The following is a 17135-nucleotide window of genomic DNA, read 5'->3' as shown; positions in this document are numbered from 1 at the left end:
GCTCGACAAATGTCGGAGACTCTGGAAAAACTGCGAACGTAAATTACAGAACTCTTTTCAAATGTTTTCTCTTGCCTTTATTCGTCTGCTCTTAAATAGATGCTAAACAGATTCTAAGACCCTGGTGATTGAGGACAAGAACACCGCCGCCTTTAATCAGGTAAGCGGCAGTTTGCGCAGGGCCAGCGTAAAGGCCGTGGTGCTGGACGCCATCTACATGCCGATCATCAGCTTTCTAACGGCCCTGGCCGTTTCCCTGGTAATCACAGGCGGGGGCGGCATGGCCATTGCCAGCGCCATTACCATTGGCGAACTGTCCATCTTCGTCAACTTCGCCCTGCGTATCTCGGACCCTGTGCAGACACTGGCCTATGTGGTCACCCAGCTGGTGGCCAAGCAGGCCAGTGTGGAACGGATCACCGAGCTGCTGGAGCTGAAGCCCCAGATTACAGACACCCAGGAGGTGGTGGAAAGGTACGGCACCTCTTTGGAGCCCAAGCGGGAGAACTGGGAGCCCCTAGAAGGCCGGGTCACCTTTGAGGACGTGACGTTCCGCTACCCGGACGGCACTGAGAATGTGCTGGAGCACTTTAGCCTGGATGTGCCCGCAGGCTCTACCGTGGCCATTGTGGGCGAGACTGGCGCGGGAAAATCCACCCTGGTAAACCTGGCCTGCCGGTTCTTTGAGCCCACCGGGGGCCGGGTGCTCATCGACGGCCGGGACTACCGGGAACGCAGTATGCTGTGGCTGCACAGCGGCATCGGCTATGTGCTGCAAACGCCCCACCTGTTCTCCGGCTCGGTCAAGGAGAACATTCGCTACGGCCGGCTGGACGCCACCGACGAGGAAATTATTGCCGCAGCCAAGCTGGTAAACGCCCATAACTTTATCACCCGCATGGAAAAGGGCTATGACAGCGACGTAGGCGAGGGCGGCGGGCAGCTCTCTACCGGAGAGAAACAGCTGGTCTCCTTTGCCCGGGCGGTGCTGGCGGACCCCCGTATCTTTGTGCTGGACGAGGCCACCGCCTCTATCGACACCAAGACCGAGGCCCTGATCCAGGAAGCCATTTCCACCCTGCTGACAGGGCGCACGTCGTTCCTCATTGCCCACCGGCTCTCTACCATCCGCAAAGCGGATATGATTCTGGTGGTGCGGGACGGGAAGATCATTGAGCGGGGCACCCATGCGGAGCTAATGGAACAGAACGGCTACTATGCGGGGCTGTATAAAAAGCAGTTTGAACAGGAAACCACCGAAGCGGCGCTGAACCTGGAGAGAGAATGATTTTTTTATTTCTTTTATTTTTGAGGGTTTATTGACATTTATTTCCGGTTGTGATACAATTCAATTGTGAACCGGCGGCGCAAGCATATTTAGGCCACCTATGATTAGGAGGAATGTTCAATGAAAAAAGTGCTCACATTTTTTGTTATCGCTCTTGCTATGGCCCTGGTTCCTGTTGTGGCGTTTGCCCAGGAACATGAAATGTCCGACGCCGAGCGGGATGTACGTGCCTGGTTGGAGAGCCAGGGCTATACGGAAGTGCCCACTGCGTCTGTTCCCCAGCTACTGAGCGACGCGGACATTGATCCAGAGACCTATGCGCTGGCATATTCGGATATAGATAGCGCCAGCCCAGAACAGCGGGAAAAAATCTTGGCGGCCCGCCGCGAGGTAGCCTATAGCGTGGACGAATGGGTTGTGGATACCGAGGGAGGCTTTGATGCCAGCTTTAACAGCAATACGATGGAATGGCATGTGCCCCCAAAGTTTAGCGAACTTTTCCCCGGCTGGGACCCCATTCAGGACCCGGCGGACGCCCCGGTAGAGGTGACCCAGGTAGTTGAGAGCATCATCGCTCCTTGTTCGGTGAATACTTCCTACCAGCCCGTTGTCTATACGGTATAGTCCCCCAAACAGGTTGATGGAGTAGTGTCCACTCCCTTCCATACGCTGGACAACACTATGGGACAGGGAGTGCGTTATGCCGAGCGTATAGAGAGCCTTACCAATTGTACAGCAATCAATCTAGGCGTCTCTAATATGGATGTGACCCCAAATGTGAATATTTATTGGATGAAAAATGCCGGTGTGGGGGATGGACTATCGGGGTCAAAGCCTGTCAATCAGCCAAAAAAGATAGGTTTTCGCACCAGCGTTTATAACATTTCTGATGCAAAAGCGATGATCAGTTTACAAATTACCCAAGATTAATTAGAAAATCTTGCGCCGCCGCAAACAAGGAGCAGAACTGCTAAACACAGTTCTGCTCTTTGTTTGATCGGCGCTAACATGTTAAGACGATTCAAACATGAAGCCGCGTTTTTGGCCGTGGTCCCATGGACCGGGATAGCACCAAAAAGTAAGAAGCCCTCTTACCAGAATGATGAAAAAATTTAGGGAACTGCTGGGTATGGGTCAACATAAAAACGCGGAGAGATTTAGGCAAACGCAGCCCTTTTGTGTAGGCGATTCCCCATGTTTCATAATGGCAACCCGGAACGCGCTCATGTGCGAACACAGCAAAGCAGCGATATAGACAAGAATGGAGATAACCGCAAACAATGCCGCAGCCTGTGAGATTCCCCGCTTTTGAGAACACCGGGGGGAACTTCCAATATGTCGTGAATGATACGCCATATATACCAAAAAGGCACAAAAGAAAGCCGCGCCGCTTCGGCAATAATGCGCAAAAGTATGGTTTTTTATGTCATCCCAATACTTTCTGTTTTGCTGGGCGGGGATCAAACTTACCGGATCATTTTGCGGTCCGGCTCCACCCTGCGGCAGGCTTCCTCCACCGGATCCAGAATGTGGTCAAAGCGGGCCTCCCCCGCCTGCACGGCCATTTTCTGGGCAATGAATCTCACCGCGGCATCCCCTGCGCCGCCAATCAGGCCATATATGGTTTTCCGATTCTGGCAGGCGAAAACTGTGCGCAAATCGCACGGTCGTACTATCGCGGAAAAAGCGCAAGCAAATCCAGTGCAAAGGCTTTGTGCGGGGTTGCCTGAAAAAATCCCCCGCGCCGGGATGGGTGGTTCTGGCAACAAAGGGGGAGAAAAAGCCCCGCGTTTTTGCGTTTTTACCAGCCAAATACTGCACAAAACCCGGTGTGAAACCGCGTTTAAACAGGTCACAGTGCTGAAAAATGATTTTTTAAGAAAACGCCTTGCATTTTTTCACCCGTCCGCTATAATATGGGAAGCTTTCCAAAATACTTTACTTTCTATTGGCGAGGGGGAATCTCCTATGTTCCAGCTTCGATGGGTATGGGCCCGCATGAAGGGCTGCCACAAGCGCTACGTGTTCGCACTGTTTTCCACTGCCCTGCTGGCCGTTTTGGCTCTGGGCAACTCGTTCATCACCGCAAGCATTATGGACACTGTGTTCAAGCCTCTGCAAGAAACCGGCCTGGTCACAGAGGAGGCCATCCACCGTCTGGGGGTGCTGGTGGCCGTGCTCATTGGCTTCACGCTGTTCCGTACCGGGTTTGGCTATCTCTCTGTTATGACCTACGAGACCTGTTCCCAAAAGCTGATTTACGGGCTGCGCCGGGACCTGTATAAAAATATGCAGGAGCAGGACCAGGCTTTCTTTGGCAAAAACCGCACCGGCGACCTGATGACACGCCTGACCGGCGACATGGACATGATCCGCCACGCGGTGTGCTGGGTCATCCGCCAGCTCATCAGCTGCACTGTGCTGTTTGTGACCACCTCTGTGGTCTTTCTGCTTACAGACTGGCTCTTTGCCCTTGCCATGCTGGCGGTGTCTCCCCTTATCTTTCTGTTTACCCTGGTGTTCTCAAAAAAAGTGCACCCGCTGTATGTAGAGCTGCGGGAAAAGCTTTCTCTGCTAAACACCCAGGCCCAGGAGAACATTTCCGGCAACCGGGTGGTAAAGGCCTTTGCCCGGGAGGCCTATGAGATAGAGCGCTTTGACCAGAAGAACCAGGAGTATAAGGAGGCCAACAAAACCGCCTCTTTGCTGTGGCTGAAGTTCAGCCCCTATATCGACACCCTGTCCCAGTCTCTTTCTGTGGCCGCGCTGCTGGTGGGGGGCGCGTTCCTAATCAGCGGGCGAATTACCATTGGCACCTTCACCCTGTTTAACTCCCTGACCTGGACGCTTTCCGACCCCATGCGCATGCTGGGCATGCACCTAAACGACCTTCAGCGGTTTTTCGCCAGCTCCAATAAGATTATTGAGCTGTACTATGCCAAGTCCACCATTGTTTCCCGGCAGGACGCCATAAAGCCAAAGGGTCGGGCCCAGGGCAAGGTGGAGTTTAAAAACGTGGGCCTGCGGCTGCACGGCGCCGACGTGCTGAAGGACGTGGACCTGACCGTGGAGCCTGGAGAGACCGTGGCCATTATGGGCCCCACAGGCGCGGGCAAGACCTCGCTGGTGAACCTGATTCCCCGCTTTGCCGACGTGACAGAGGGCGAGGTCTCCCTGGACGGGGTGCCGGTGCGCAGGTATGACCTGCACGCCCTGCGCGCCTCCATTGGCATTGCCACCCAGGACGTATTTTTGTTCTCTGACTCGGTAGACGGCAACATTGCCTATGGGGACAGCGATATGCCCGAGGAGGAGGTAAAGCGCTTTGCCAAAATGGCGGACGTGGACTTTGCCGAAAAGCTCTCCGAGGGCTTTGACACTGTGATTGGCGAGCGGGGCACAGGGCTTTCCGGCGGGCAGAAGCAGCGCATTGCCCTGGCCCGGGCCCTGGCGGTAAAGCCCAGCGTGCTGATTTTGGACGATACCACCAGCGCCGTGGACCTGGAAACCGAGAAGTATATCCAGGACCAGCTGGCCCAGCTGGACTTCCCCTGCACCAAGATCATTGTGGCCCAGCGCATCTCCACCACCAAGCGGGCCGACAAGGTGGTTATTATAGAAAACGGCCGCATCACCCAGGTGGGCAGCCACCAGGAGCTGGCGCGGCAGCCCGGCTACTACCGGGAGGTATTTCTGCTGCAAAACGGCGAAAGCGAAAAGGAGGCGGTATAAATGGCCAGAAACCGGTTTGACATAGACGAAAACCTGGAATCGCCTTTTAATATTAAGCACCTGCTGCGGGCGGGCACATACATTGGCCGGCACAAAAAGAAGATGGCGCTCTCTCTGGTCTACTCCGCCATCTCTGCCGCCGCGGCCCTTTTGGGGCCTTTGATGGTGCAGCGGGGCATTGACGTGGCTGTGCCAAACAAGGACTATAAGCAGCTGGCCTTTTTGGCTGTGGGGATGCTTGCGGCCATTATCACCTCCATCCTCTTTGCCAGGGTGCGGTCCAAGTACATGATTGAGGTGGGCCAGGAGGTCATCTACGACATCCGCAAGGACTTGTTCGCCCACCTGCAAAAGCTGCCCTTCCAGTTTTACGACGACAGGCCCCACGGAAAGATCCTTACCCGGGTCATCAACTATGTAAACAGCGTCTCCGACGCCCTTTCCAACGGCATTGTGAACTTCGTGCTGGAGATCTTCAACCTGATCCTTATCGCCATCTTTATGTTCATCTGCAACGTGCAGCTCTCTTTGGTGGTCATGGCCGGAGTGCCCCTGCTGCTGGTGGTAATCTTCCTGGTAAAGCCCGCCCAGCGCAGGGCCTGGCAGAACGTCTCTAACAAGAGCTCTAACCTGAACGCCTACCTCCACGAGAGCCTGGACGGCATGAAGATTACCCAGGCCTTTACCCGGGAGGAGGAAAACGGGGAAATTTACGACCGGCTAAACAAAAACTGCTACCGCACCTGGATGCGGGCCCAGTATACCTCTAACCTGATCTGGGTTTCGGTAGATAACGTCTCCACCTGGGTGGTGGGGGCCATGTACCTGGTGGGCCTTATGGCCGTGGGCCCGGGCATGGGCATTGGCACCATTATAGCCATTGCCTCCTACGCCTGGCGGTTCTGGCAGCCCATGCTAAACCTTTCCAACCTATACAACACCTTTATTAACGCGGTGGCCTACCTGGAGCGCATCTTTGAGATGATGGATGAGCCCGTTACAGTGGACGACCTGCCCGGCGCCACCCAGCTGCCCGCCATTACGGGTGGGGTGACCTTTGAGGATGTGACCTTTTCTTATGACGGGACCATCAACATACTGGAGCACTTCAACCTGGAGGTGGCCCCCGGCGAGTCTGTGGCCCTGGTGGGCCCCACGGGCGCGGGCAAGACCACGGTGGTGAACCTGATCTCCCGGTTCTATAACCTAAACGGGGGCCGGGTGCTGCTGGACGGCAACGACATTTCCCAGGTAACCCTGCACAGCCTGCGCAGCCAGATGGGCATTATGCTACAGGACAGCTTCATTTTCTCCGGCAGTATTATGGACAACATCCGCTACGGCCGGCTGGACGCCACAGACGAGGAAGTGATCGCCGCCGCCAAGACGGTGTGCGCCCATGGGTTCATCAGCCAAATGGAGAACGGCTATTACACCCAGGTCAACGAGCGGGGCTCCCGGCTCTCCCAGGGGCAGAAACAGCTGGTGGCCTTTGCCCGTACGCTGCTTAGCGACCCGAAAATTTTGGTGCTGGACGAGGCCACCAGCTCTATTGACGCCAAAACCGAAAAGCTGGTGCAGCAGGGCCTACAGGCGCTGCTAAAGGGGCGCACGTCCTTTATTATCGCCCACCGGCTCTCCACCATCAAGAACTGCGACCGCATCCTGTACATTGCGAACAAGGGGATTGGAGAGATGGGCACCCACCAGGAGCTGCTGGACCAAAAGGGCAAGTACTACCACCTGTACACCGCCCAGCTGGAGCAGGCCTAGCCAGCGTACCGTTTCTTAAAATAAAGGCAATACCGCACAATTCTAAGCACCGTATTGCGCGGTGTTGCCTAAAATATTTCCCCAGGCAGCGGGGACGGAAAAGAGAGGGGGGGCAGCAGGGCTCCTCCTCTCCGTTTTTCCTAAGGGTAAAGGAGGCTTCGTTCTATTAATCCTCTCAAAAGACAGGTTCCAGCGAACAAACCGTAAAAGTTTCGTCATCCCGCCCGGTCTGGCCTGCCGTCTCCACGCCCTTCTTGCCAAAGCCCCCCCAGCGTGGTATAATGGGCAGGAAACACTAAAATAATTCCCCTTCTCTTTCGGGCCGGCTCCAGAATAGAATGATGGCAAAGCCGAAGTCTGAATTTCCCTGTGGAAAGGAATGAGTCCCTATGGAAGAAATACTGCGAAGAACCTGGGCCGAGATCGACCTGGACGCCTTAAAACATAATTTTCAGCAGGTCCGCGCCGCCACCAGCCCAAAGGCCCAGGTGTGCTGCGTGGTAAAAGCGGATGCCTACGGGCACGGGGCCCTGCGGGTGGCCCAGGAGCTGGAGGCCCTGGGGGCCGGGTGGTTTGCTGTCTCCAACCTGGAGGAGGCCCTTCAGCTGCGCCAAGAGGGCCTGGAGAAACCCATTCTTGTGCTGGGCTTTACCCCGCCGGAAGAGGCCGCCACCCTGGCCCGGGAAAACATTTCCCAGTGCGTTTATTCTACCCAATACGCCCGGCAGCTCTCCCGCTACGCCGCGGGCCAGGGGGCGCGGGTGAAGATTCACGCTAAAATAGACACGGGCATGAGCCGCCTGGGCTTCTATTTCCAGGACATCAACCGGGATGAGCCCACCATTGCGGAGGTATTCGCCGCCTGCACCCTGCCCGGCCTGGAACCAGAGGGCGTGTTTAGCCATTTCGCTGTTTCCGACGAGGGGGCCGCGGGGGACGCCTTTACTATGCGGCAGTTTGGGTGCTTTAAGGAGATGAGCGAGGCCCTAACCAGCCGGGGGGTCCGGTTTCAGGTGCGGCACTGCGCAAACTCCGCCGCTGTGTTCGACTACCCCCTCTCCCACCTGGACATGGTGCGGGCCGGACTGGTGCTGTATGGCATGGCCCCTTCGGACCAGATGCGGGCCCGGCCAGACCTGCGGCCCGTGCTTTCCCTGCGGTCTGTGGTGTCCCATGTAAAGACCGTGCAGCCCGGAGCAACGGTTAGCTATGGGAGAAAGTTTACAGCTTCTAAGGAGCTGCGGGTGGCCACTGTCCCGGTGGGCTACGCGGACGGCTACGCCCGCGTTCTTTCGGAACGGGGCGCCCAGGTGTTAATTCAGGGCCAGCGCTGCCCCGTGCTGGGGCGCATCTGCATGGACCAGCTTATGGCGGACGTCACCGGGCTGGACCAAGTGGAGATCGGCCAGCGGGTAACGCTGATTGGCCGGGATGGCACAGAGGCGATCACCGCAGAAGAGGTGGCGGCCTGGGAGGGCACGGTCAACTACGAGGTAGTCTGCGCGGTATCGAAACGGGTGCCCAGGGTTTACCTAAAGGGCGGCCGGGTAGAGAGCATCTATAACCAGCTGCTGCCCCGTTAGCCGACCCATATCAGCATAAAAAGAGAGCCTGGTCCCGGGACACGGGAAAAGGCTCCTTTTCTTTGTGATTCTTTATGCCAATTAGGCCTATAGGCTCTAGAGCTTGTTTCAAAACGCCGAAATACAGTCTGTTTTGACCCGAAACGGCGCGCTCTCGATGTCCAAAGTCCTCGAAAGGCGGCAAGCCCTTCCTGGAGCTTTTCCTTGACCCCTGGTTCCTGGCCAAAAATCCCGCGTTTCTCCGGTTTTTAAACAGGCCTAATTTCTGCCAAACTTTTCGAACTTCAGCTGCCGGGGGATATACTTCTTAATCGCCTCCTGCAAATCCTCGTCCGGGTCGAACACCACCAGGGTTTTGCCGGTCTTGCCGCCGCGCACAATCATGTACCAAGACTCCGGGTTCCCGGTGGTCCCTGTGGCAAACACCCGGGTATCAAAAGACCGGGTACGCAGCCGCGCCTCGGCCTCTGCGTACTTGCCCAGGTCCTCGCAGGAATCGCATTCAAAGGAGGTCATTCGTTTGCGGGTGGAGCGGTTCATAATTTTATCAACTGTCACAAACCCATTGGTCAGGCTGTATTCGTATTCCAGGATTCGCGTGGAGATTAACTTGTACCCGCCGTACACCGAGCCGGCCACCACCAGCATGGCGATCATGGGCAGGCCCAGCACCAAAAACCCCACAAAAAAGCCCGCGAAAGTGAGCACGAAAATGGCCGCCACCACCCCAAAGACCACCAGAATATCTTTTGTCTCAAACTTTTTCTTTACCATCCGTTCTATAAATACGTCACCCATTGTTTCGTCCCTTTCCGAAAAAAATCTGCGTACTTTTCTATTTTATGCTATGTTAACACAGCCGGACGCTGTTTGTCAACCTAAGAAAGACATTTTGCCGAAAAAGACATGGGCTGGCGCGGCCCCGGGTATTTTGTCGGGAATGTGGAAAAAGCCCGCCGGGTATGCTATAATAAAATGCGGGGCTGCTCTTGGGCTCTTGACCAGAAGCTGATTTGAACTTTTATAAAGGAATTTACTATATGAATATATTATTTATTTGTACGGGCAATACCTGCCGCAGCCCCATGGCGGCGGGTTTATTTCAACAAATGCTGGAAAGAGAAGGGGCCGGGAGCCTGGTGGCCTGCGCAAGCGCCGGGATTGCCGCGGTGGAAGGCCAGCCGGCCTCGGAAAACGCCATACTGGCCTGCCGGGAGGCAGGGGTGGACCTTTCCGCCCACCGGGCCCGGCGCCTGGCGGCAGAGGACTTATCTCGCTGGGACCTGTTCTTCACCATGTCCCAGACCCACGGCTACATACTGGAGCAGGCGGGGGCGCCGGCCCAGAGCATCTATGCCCCTGGGCAGATTGCAGATCCTTTTGGCCAAGGGCTGGAGGAATACCGCCGGTGCCGGGACCATCTGAAAGAAGAGCTGGCGCGGTTCTACGCCCAGGTGGTGCGCCCCCGGCTGGCAAAGGAAGGGGGCGCCTGGCCGTGCATATCCGGGAAATGACGGAGCAAGACCTGGACCAGGTGGCCGCCCTGGAACAGGCGTGCTTTTCCCTGCCCTGGAGCCGGGAGGCCTTTGCCCAGGAGCTGGCAGCAGAAAACGCCGTTTACCTGGTTGCCCGAGAGGACGGCCAGGTGGTGGGATATGGGGGGATGCGTTTTGTCCTGGACGAATTTTATGTGGATAACATTGCTGTGGCGGCCCAGCGCCGCCGCCAGGGGGTCGGCCGGGCGCTGGTGGCCGCCCTGGTAGAGCGGGCCCGGGCAGGGGGCGGGGCCTTTATCACCCTGGAGGTACGCGCCTCCAACCAGGGGGCCACGGCCCTGTATGCGGAACAGGGCTTTGCTGTGGCGGGGCGGCGCAGGGGATTTTACACCCATCCCAAAGAGGACGCCCTGCTGATGACCAAGGAGCTTTTGCAACAAGAACCCCGCTAGTCCGCCGCGCCAGGCCAAGAGGCCGGACTGGATTTTTAACAATTTTTTATATAGATTAGGAGATACGCGCATGATCATTCTGGGACTAGAGACCTCCTGTGACGAAACCGCCGCCGCGCTGGTGGAGGACGGACGCAATGTTTTATCCTCCGTGGTGGCAAGCCAAGTAGAGGAACACAAAATATACGGCGGCGTGGTGCCTGAAATAGCCTCTCGCCGCCACAGCGAGGCCATTGTGGCCGTAACCCAGCAGGCCCTTTTGCAGGCCGGCCTGGAGCTAAAGGACCTTTCCGCCCTGGCCGTTACCTATGCCCCGGGGCTCATTGGCGCGCTGCTGGTGGGGGTGAACTTTGCCAAGGGCCTGGCTCTTTCCACCGGTCTGCCCCTGGCCCCTGTGCACCACCTGCGGGGACATATTGCCGCCAACTATCTGTGCCACCCAGACCTGGCCCCGCCCTTTTTGTGCCTGGTGGTTTCGGGGGGGCACACCCACATTGTCCAGGTAGAGGACTATACCCACATGCAGGTGCTGGCCCGCACCCGAGACGACGCGGCGGGAGAGGCCTTTGACAAGGCGGCCCGGGCCATGGGCATTCCCTACCCCGGCGGGGTGGAAATGGACAAGCTGGCGGAAACCGGCGACCCAGAGGCCTATCGCCTGCCCCGGCCCCGGGTAGAGGGCAGTCCCCTGGACTTTAGCTTTTCCGGATTAAAGACCGCTGCCCTGAACCTGCTGCACAACGCCGCCCAGCGGGGAGAGGCGGTGAACGTGCCGGGCCTGTGCGCCTCGTATCGAAAAGCGGTGGTGGGCTGCCTGGTGGAGAACTTCCGCAAAGCGGCCCAGCAGACCCGGGCAAAAAAACTGGCGGCTGCGGGGGGTGTTTCGGCCAACCGGCTGCTGCGCCGGGAACTGGAGGCCCTGGCCAAAGAGCTGGGGCTGCCGCTGTACATGCCGCGGCTGGAGTTTTGTGGGGACAACGGGGCTATGATCGCGGCCCAGGGGTACTATGAGGCCTTAACAGGAAACATCCGCGGCGCGGACCTAAACGCCTACGCCCAAAAGGACATCGCCCAAAGCCCCGCGGCGGTTTAAGGATAGGCGGAGCGGGGCTCTTCCGTTTTTCCAGCAATAAACGAGAGCCCTGGCACACCCAGGCCTGAAAAATCCCTTGAAACGCCCCCTTTAACATGATATAATTAGTAGGATACCGACTAGGGCTTGTTTGAAAATAGAGGGGATGACGAATTTTTGACGAGGGAAGGTCCATTGCAAGGAGAATCCCGCAGGTTAACCTAGGGGTTGACGAGGATTTTCGACGCGGAAAGCAGCCTCTTCTGGGAAAAAAGACGGCGTTTTCGATGTTTTAAACAAGCCCTATGCATCCGATGTGAAAGGACGTCTGAATATGAAGGAAAAAATCGACGGGCTGCGAAACGCTTTTGAACAGGAGCTGACCGCGGCCTCTACCAGCGAGGCCATTGAAAAGCTTCGGATCGCCTATCTTGGAAAAAAAGGCTCTGTCACAGGCCTTTTAAAGGATCTGAAGGACGTGGGCGCCCAGCAGAAAAAGGAACTGGGGCAGCATATTAACCAGCTGAAAAGGCAGGTGGAAGAGCGGCTGGCCCAGCAGGTAGAGGCCGTAAAAGCTGCCGAGGAGCAACTGCTTATTGACAGCGCCGACTCCTATGACGTGACCCTGCCCACTGGGGGCGGGGAGGGATCTTACCACCCCATTACCATTGTACAGCGGCAGCTGGAAGAAATTTTTGTCTCCATGGGCTTTACGGTGGAGGACTATAAAGAAATTGTCACAGACTACGAGTGCTTTGAGGCCGTGAATATTCCCAAGGACCACCCGGCCCGGGACATGCAGGACACCTTCTACCTTGAAAACGGGCAGCTGCTGAAAACCCATACCTCTGCCGCCCAGAACGCCATTCTGCGCAAGTACGGCGCCCCCTGCCGGGCCATTTTTCCAGGGCGGTGCTTCCGCAACGAGGCCACCGACGCCAGCCACGAAACCACCTTTTTCCAGATGGAAGGCATGATGGTGGACAAGAACATTTCTATCTCCAACCTAATCTACTTTATGAAAACCATGCTCTCCCAGGTGTTCGAGCGGGATGTAAAGGTACGGCTGCGGCCGGGCTTTTTCCCCTTTGTGGAGCCGGGCTTCGAGCTGGACATCAGCTGCCTGATCTGCGGGGGCGAGGGGTGCTCTACCTGCCACCATTCGGGATGGATTGAGCTGTGTCCCTGCGGGATGATTCATCCCAATGTACTAAAAGCCGGGGGCGTGGACCCAGAGCAGTATACAGGGTTTGCCTTTGGATTGGGGCTAACCCGGCTGGTGATGATGAAGTACGGGGTAAAAGACATCCGAGACCTAAATAGCGGAAACCTAAAGGCCCTAAGCCAGTTTAAACACGAATAGCCGCGAAGCGGCGGGGGCGGCAGAGCGCGAGGCAGCGTCTCACGGCCTTGCTCTTGCCCTTAAAAAGGCGGCGCGAAAGAAAAAGCGGAGGAAGAAAGTTCCCCCGCGCCCCGTCTGTCTGCCGAACTTTTTGGCGGACTGCTAAAAACAATCAACCTTTATTCTGAAAGAAGGGAAACCATGTTAATCTCTATGAACTGGATCGGCGATTTCGTCGACCTTTCCGGTCTGGACCTCCCCGCCCTTATCCAGCGCTTCACCCTTTCCACCGCCGAGGTGGAGGACGTGTACCAGATGGGCCGGGGCCTAAAGGACGTGGTGGCCGGTAAAATTCTCTCCGTGGAAAACCACCCCGACTCTAAAAAGCTCCACCTATTGAAGGTGGACGGCGGCGATAAAATTTATGACGTCGTCTGCGGCGCGCCCAACGTGCGGGAGGGCCTGATGGTCCCCTTTGTCAAGGAGGGCGGCCAGGTGGACGGTCAGGACATCCGCTGCGCCAAGATTGCCGGATACGAGTCGCACGGCATGTGCTGCTCGGAAAAGGAGCTGGGCATCTCCGCCGACCACTCCGGCCTGATGGAGCTGCCCCAGGATACCCCCGTAGGCCGGGATATCACCGAAATCTATGACATCATCGACACCGTGTTCGAAGTGGACAACAAGTCCCTGACCAACCGCCCGGACCTGTGGGGCCACTACGGCATTGCCCGGGAGTTCGCCGCCCTGGCCGGCCGGGCGCTGCGGCCCCTGGAGACCGTGTCCCTAGCGGCCTATGACCAACTGGAGCCCATTGACATTGACGTCGTGGACAAAGAGCTCTGCTTCCGCTATACAGGCCTGAAGGTGCGGAATATTACCAAAAAGGTGAGCCCTGTCAACATGCGCATCCGCCTGTTCTACTGCGGCAGCCGGGCCATCAACCTCTTGGCCGACCTGACCAACTATCTGATGCTGGAAATGGGCCAGCCCATGCACGCCTTTGACTGCGCCAAGGTGGACAGCATCCAGGTCCGGCGTTTTGACGCACCCTTTGCCTTTACCACCCTGGACGGCGTAGAGCGAAAGGTGGACGAGAACACCCTGATGATCTGCTGCAAGGACCAGCCCGTGGCCATCGCGGGTATTATGGGCGGCCTGGACTCGGAGATTGAGGACAATACGGACAGCCTGCTGCTGGAATCCGCCAGCTTCGACGCCCCCAGTGTGCGGAAGTCCTCCTCCCGGCTGGGCCTGCGCACAGACGCCTCCATGCGCTATGAAAAAACCCTGGATCCGGAAATGACGGACGCGGCCATTGGCCGGTTTATGAAGCTGCTGACCGAGATCGACCCTGGGGTGCAGGTGATCTCCCGGCTGACAGACGTGTATGTAAAGCGCTACCCCAAGGTGGAGCTCACCTTTGACAAAGCCTATGTGGACCTGTACACAGGCATTACGATTGATAACCAGCGGATTCTTAGCACCCTGCGCTCCCTGGGCTTTGGGGCAGAGCTTGCTGGCGAAACCTTCACCGTGCAGGTGCCCAGCTGGCGGGCCACCAAGGACGTGACTATTAAGGCGGACATTATTGAGGAGATCACCCGCATTTACGGCTATGATAATTTTAATATCTCCACGACCCTTAGCCCCCTTTATCCCCAAAAGAAGAGCCAAGAAAATAAAACGGATAATTTTGTAAAGGATATTCTTGTACAGAGCTGCCGGCTGCACGAGGTGCACTCGTACATCTGGGAGAACGTGAAGCAGTGCAGGGAGCTGGGCCTGGAGCCAGTGGAGAATGTAAAGCTGGCCAACGCCCAGAACCCGGACCTGACCACCCTGCGGAACAGCATGGGCCCCACCCTGCTGGGCTGTGTGCAGGAAAACAAGGCTTTTTCTACAGAGTTTGGCGTGTTCGAAATCGGCCGGGTATGTGAGGGGTTGGATGAGAGCGGCCTGTGCAAAGAGGCCAAAAAGCTGGGCATTGCCCTGTACAGCCGGGTAAAGGGCGAGCGGGAGCTGTTCTTTGAGCTTTTGGACATGCTGAAAGCCCTGGGCGCAAGCATTAAGCGGGCCCAGCTGACCTTTGCCCATGGAGAGCCCGCCTACAACTGGCAGCACCCCAAAAACACGGCTTATATCCATTATAACGGAGAAGTGTTGGGCTGGCTTTGCGCCCTGCGGCCCTCGGTGGGGCAGAAGCTGGACCGCAAAGCGGCGGTGGTCTGCGCTCAGCTGGATATGGACCGGTTCGCGGCTATTCCCGCCGCCGATGTGACCTATCAAGGGCCCTCCCGGTTCCCGGGCATAGACATCGACCTATCTCTTGTGGTGCCCCAGGGCCTGTGCTATGCGGATATGGAGCCTGCCTGGCGGGGCGCCGCTGCCCTAAGCGGGGTGTCTCTCATCGACTCCTTTACCCAAAACGGTCAGAAGAGCCTGACCCTGCGGTTCGCGTTCTCTTCAGGAGAAAAGACGCTGTCTAAAGAAGAGGTGCAGCCCTGGGTAGACGGCATTGTAGAAAAGCTGGGCGAAAAGGGCGTGGCTTTAAGGGGATAAAGCCAGAGAAACCCGCGCGAAGCGAAAAAGGGCCGTATCACCCAAAAGAGAGGGCCCGCTGCGCATCTTTTCCCAGGCTTTTGAAAGGGATTGCCCCAAGAGCATGCATATGGTAAAATAAAGGAATAAAAAAAGAAACGAGAAAACGAGAGAAAGAAAAACAGGACATGCCCGAAATGTGGAAAGACGGAAGGGCAGGTAAAAATGGGGTACAACCGCTCTGGAACGCAGAGGTATAAGTACAAGGAATGTGGAGCGACATCCACTCCAGCCGCCAAACGGCATGAATACGCAAAAGAGACAAGGCAATACCGCAGAATTCTAAGTACCGTATTGGGCAGTCGGATTTTTCTTCAGAGTGTACAGATTGAGCGCCGTCAATCTTACGATTGAGAAGCGAAAGCTGTGCGCTATCACGGAAAATCTGCAAGCAAGACGGTGCTTAAGGTGCCAGCCGCGAATGGTGCGGGGTTGCCACAAGGGAATTGGCAATCAGAATGTATTATGCCGGCGTCCGTGGAAGGGGTGTGGGGAAAATCCTGCATATGAGCAAATCCAATGCTATGAATTGGATAAAAAAAGAGCGCAAAAGCGGAAGCGGAACCGTGCAAAACCTCAAAGTTGAGAACGGTCGAATGGGATGAGCCGTATTAGTTTCTGGAGCGCAAGCCGCACACAGACCCCCGGGAGAATGTCTATATTTATCATGACGAGAGTGAGCAGAACCCTCACAACAGATTGTGGGTCATAGGGAGCGCCGATCCATCTTCCGCAGCGCTCCAGAAGATAGTGGACGCGGCTCCCGAGGCAGAATGGTACTGTACAGATGGATACTATGGTTATTGGGCCGTCATTTTTCCCGGAAAGCATAGGTTTCAGTATCCATGATAAAAGGGATACGTTTACTGTAGAAAGCGTCCATGCGGATTTGCGCCACTACCCCTTTGAAACTTCCCCTTGCAATTGTCCTAAAAGTCTAGTATGATATAGTAAACACGGTCTATAAAGGGGTCCGTTACCTCTTTATAGACCAGCGGCAAAGCCATTTGCTGCATCATTAAACAATAAAATGGAAATGGAGGTGGCCGCGTTGCCCGACGACCACAATACGATAACCTTCTCTCTGGACGAGGTGCGTGAAGCGGATATGAAGCGTATCCTGCTGGTGGTGTACGACGCCCTAAAGGAGAAAGGCTATAACCCTATCAGCCAGATCGTTGGCTATCTGCTGTCTGAGGACCCCACCTACATCACCACCCATAACAATGCCCGCAGCCTGATTCGCCGCATTGACCGGGACGAACTGCTAAAGGCAATGGTCCGCTCTTACCTAGGGGAATAGCCTTGGCAGGCAGCCTTTATGATTGACCTTATTAATTGAAAAGTGTGGTGACTATATGAGCGAGCAGAAAAAAACAAACCCTAATAAAGAGACGCAGGCTTTCCCTACCTATAAGGGCAAGCCCCTGGTGCGCTGTGGGGATACAATCTACTACGGCAGCATGACGGATAAATACGTGATCAAAATGGATGTAAAATCCAAAAAGGACGTGGGCGGTCTGGAGGTGGCCGACAAGGTGACCGTACACCTGATGTATACCGACCCGGAGATCCGCACCCGCAAGCAGATTGTAAAAACCAGCGAAAAAGAGGGCCTTTACCTGGCCCTGGACATTGCCGAGGCCTGGCTAAACCGGGCCTTGGCCGAGTAAGAAAAAGGAACGCCCCAAGAGGTGGGCGTTCCTTTTTTATGGGATTTTAGGCAACACCGCGCAATACGGTGCTTAGAATTGTGCGGTATTGCCTTTACCCTCTGCCAGGAAGCCCCCAGGGCG

General features: G+C 56.3%; 14 protein-coding genes and 1 pseudogene. 14 read left to right on the top strand and 1 reads right to left on the bottom strand.

Annotation, left to right across the window (positions count from 1 at the left end):
* The 7 genes and pseudogenes from U8U68_RS13455 to alr form a co-directional block, all read left to right on the top strand.
* Window positions 1–106 (top strand): annotated as a pseudogene (locus tag U8U68_RS13455) (IS5/IS1182 family transposase); the annotation flags it as partial.
* Window positions 107–124: 18 nt separating this feature from the next.
* The gene (locus U8U68_RS13450) at window positions 125–1288 is read left to right on the top strand and encodes an ABC transporter ATP-binding protein (protein ID WP_367575827.1); all 1164 of its coding nucleotides are present in this window, start codon (window positions 125–127) and stop codon (window positions 1286–1288) included.
* A 120-nt stretch (window positions 1289–1408) separates the two neighbouring features.
* Entirely contained in the window at window positions 1409–1912 is a 504-nt protein-coding gene (locus tag U8U68_RS13445; protein WP_322201605.1) for a hypothetical protein, read from the top strand.
* Window positions 1913–2047: 135 nt separating this feature from the next.
* Entirely contained in the window at window positions 2048–2218 is a 171-nt protein-coding gene (locus U8U68_RS13440; protein ID WP_322201603.1) for a hypothetical protein, read from the top strand.
* A gap of 1038 nt (window positions 2219–3256) precedes the next feature.
* Complete coding sequence (locus U8U68_RS13435; protein WP_322201601.1) at window positions 3257–5020, top strand: ABC transporter ATP-binding protein; 1764 nt, start codon at window positions 3257–3259, stop codon at window positions 5018–5020.
* On the top strand, window positions 5021–6793 hold the full coding sequence (locus tag U8U68_RS13430) for an ABC transporter ATP-binding protein (RefSeq protein ID WP_322201599.1): 1773 nt from the start codon (window positions 5021–5023) through the stop codon (window positions 6791–6793).
* Between the two features lie 389 nt (window positions 6794–7182).
* Entirely contained in the window at window positions 7183–8376 is a 1194-nt protein-coding gene (gene alr, locus U8U68_RS13425; RefSeq protein WP_322201597.1) for an alanine racemase, read from the top strand.
* 258 nt (window positions 8377–8634) lie between these two features.
* Here alr and U8U68_RS13420 read toward each other — a convergent pair whose 3' ends face one another.
* Entirely contained in the window at window positions 8635–9174 is a 540-nt protein-coding gene (locus U8U68_RS13420; RefSeq protein ID WP_322201595.1) for a DUF6106 family protein, read from the bottom strand.
* Between the two features lie 242 nt (window positions 9175–9416).
* On the opposite strand from U8U68_RS13420, the gene U8U68_RS13415 reads away from it, so the two are divergent.
* The 7 genes from U8U68_RS13415 to U8U68_RS13385 all read left to right on the top strand — a co-directional run bounded on the left by U8U68_RS13415 (window position 9417) and on the right by U8U68_RS13385 (window position 17012).
* Complete coding sequence (locus U8U68_RS13415; RefSeq protein ID WP_322201593.1) at window positions 9417–9890, top strand: low molecular weight protein arginine phosphatase; 474 nt, start codon at window positions 9417–9419, stop codon at window positions 9888–9890.
* On the top strand, window positions 9872–10324 hold the full coding sequence (gene rimI, locus U8U68_RS13410) for a ribosomal protein S18-alanine N-acetyltransferase (protein ID WP_322201591.1): 453 nt from the start codon (window positions 9872–9874) through the stop codon (window positions 10322–10324). Before U8U68_RS13415 ends, rimI begins: the two co-directional genes overlap by 19 nt.
* A 70-nt stretch (window positions 10325–10394) precedes the next feature.
* A complete protein-coding gene (gene tsaD / locus U8U68_RS13405) occupies window positions 10395–11417 on the top strand; it encodes a tRNA (adenosine(37)-N6)-threonylcarbamoyltransferase complex transferase subunit TsaD (protein ID WP_322201589.1) in 1023 nt (340 codons plus the stop codon).
* Between the two features lie 313 nt (window positions 11418–11730).
* Entirely contained in the window at window positions 11731–12759 is a 1029-nt protein-coding gene (gene pheS, locus U8U68_RS13400) for a phenylalanine--tRNA ligase subunit alpha (protein ID WP_322201587.1), read from the top strand.
* 180 nt (window positions 12760–12939) lie between these two features.
* Window positions 12940–15300: a phenylalanine--tRNA ligase subunit beta gene (gene pheT / locus U8U68_RS13395; RefSeq protein WP_322201585.1), complete on the top strand. Its 2361-nt coding sequence runs from the start codon at window positions 12940–12942 to the stop codon at window positions 15298–15300.
* Window positions 15301–16390: 1090 nt separating this feature from the next.
* Window positions 16391–16642 carry an IreB family regulatory phosphoprotein gene (locus tag U8U68_RS13390; protein WP_322201583.1) on the top strand — a complete coding sequence of 84 codons (252 nt, stop codon included), beginning with the start codon at window positions 16391–16393 and terminating at the stop codon, window positions 16640–16642.
* A 55-nt stretch (window positions 16643–16697) separates the two neighbouring features.
* Complete coding sequence (locus U8U68_RS13385) at window positions 16698–17012, top strand: hypothetical protein (protein WP_322201611.1); 315 nt, start codon at window positions 16698–16700, stop codon at window positions 17010–17012.
* Window positions 17013–17135: the final 123 nt, after the last annotated feature.

It is taken from the genome of Acutalibacter intestini (assembly GCF_034334985.1).
In the GTDB taxonomy this organism is placed as follows: Bacteria; Bacillota; Clostridia; order Oscillospirales; family Acutalibacteraceae; genus Acutalibacter; species Acutalibacter intestini.
This window is presented reverse-complemented; position numbering and strand designations above follow the sequence as displayed.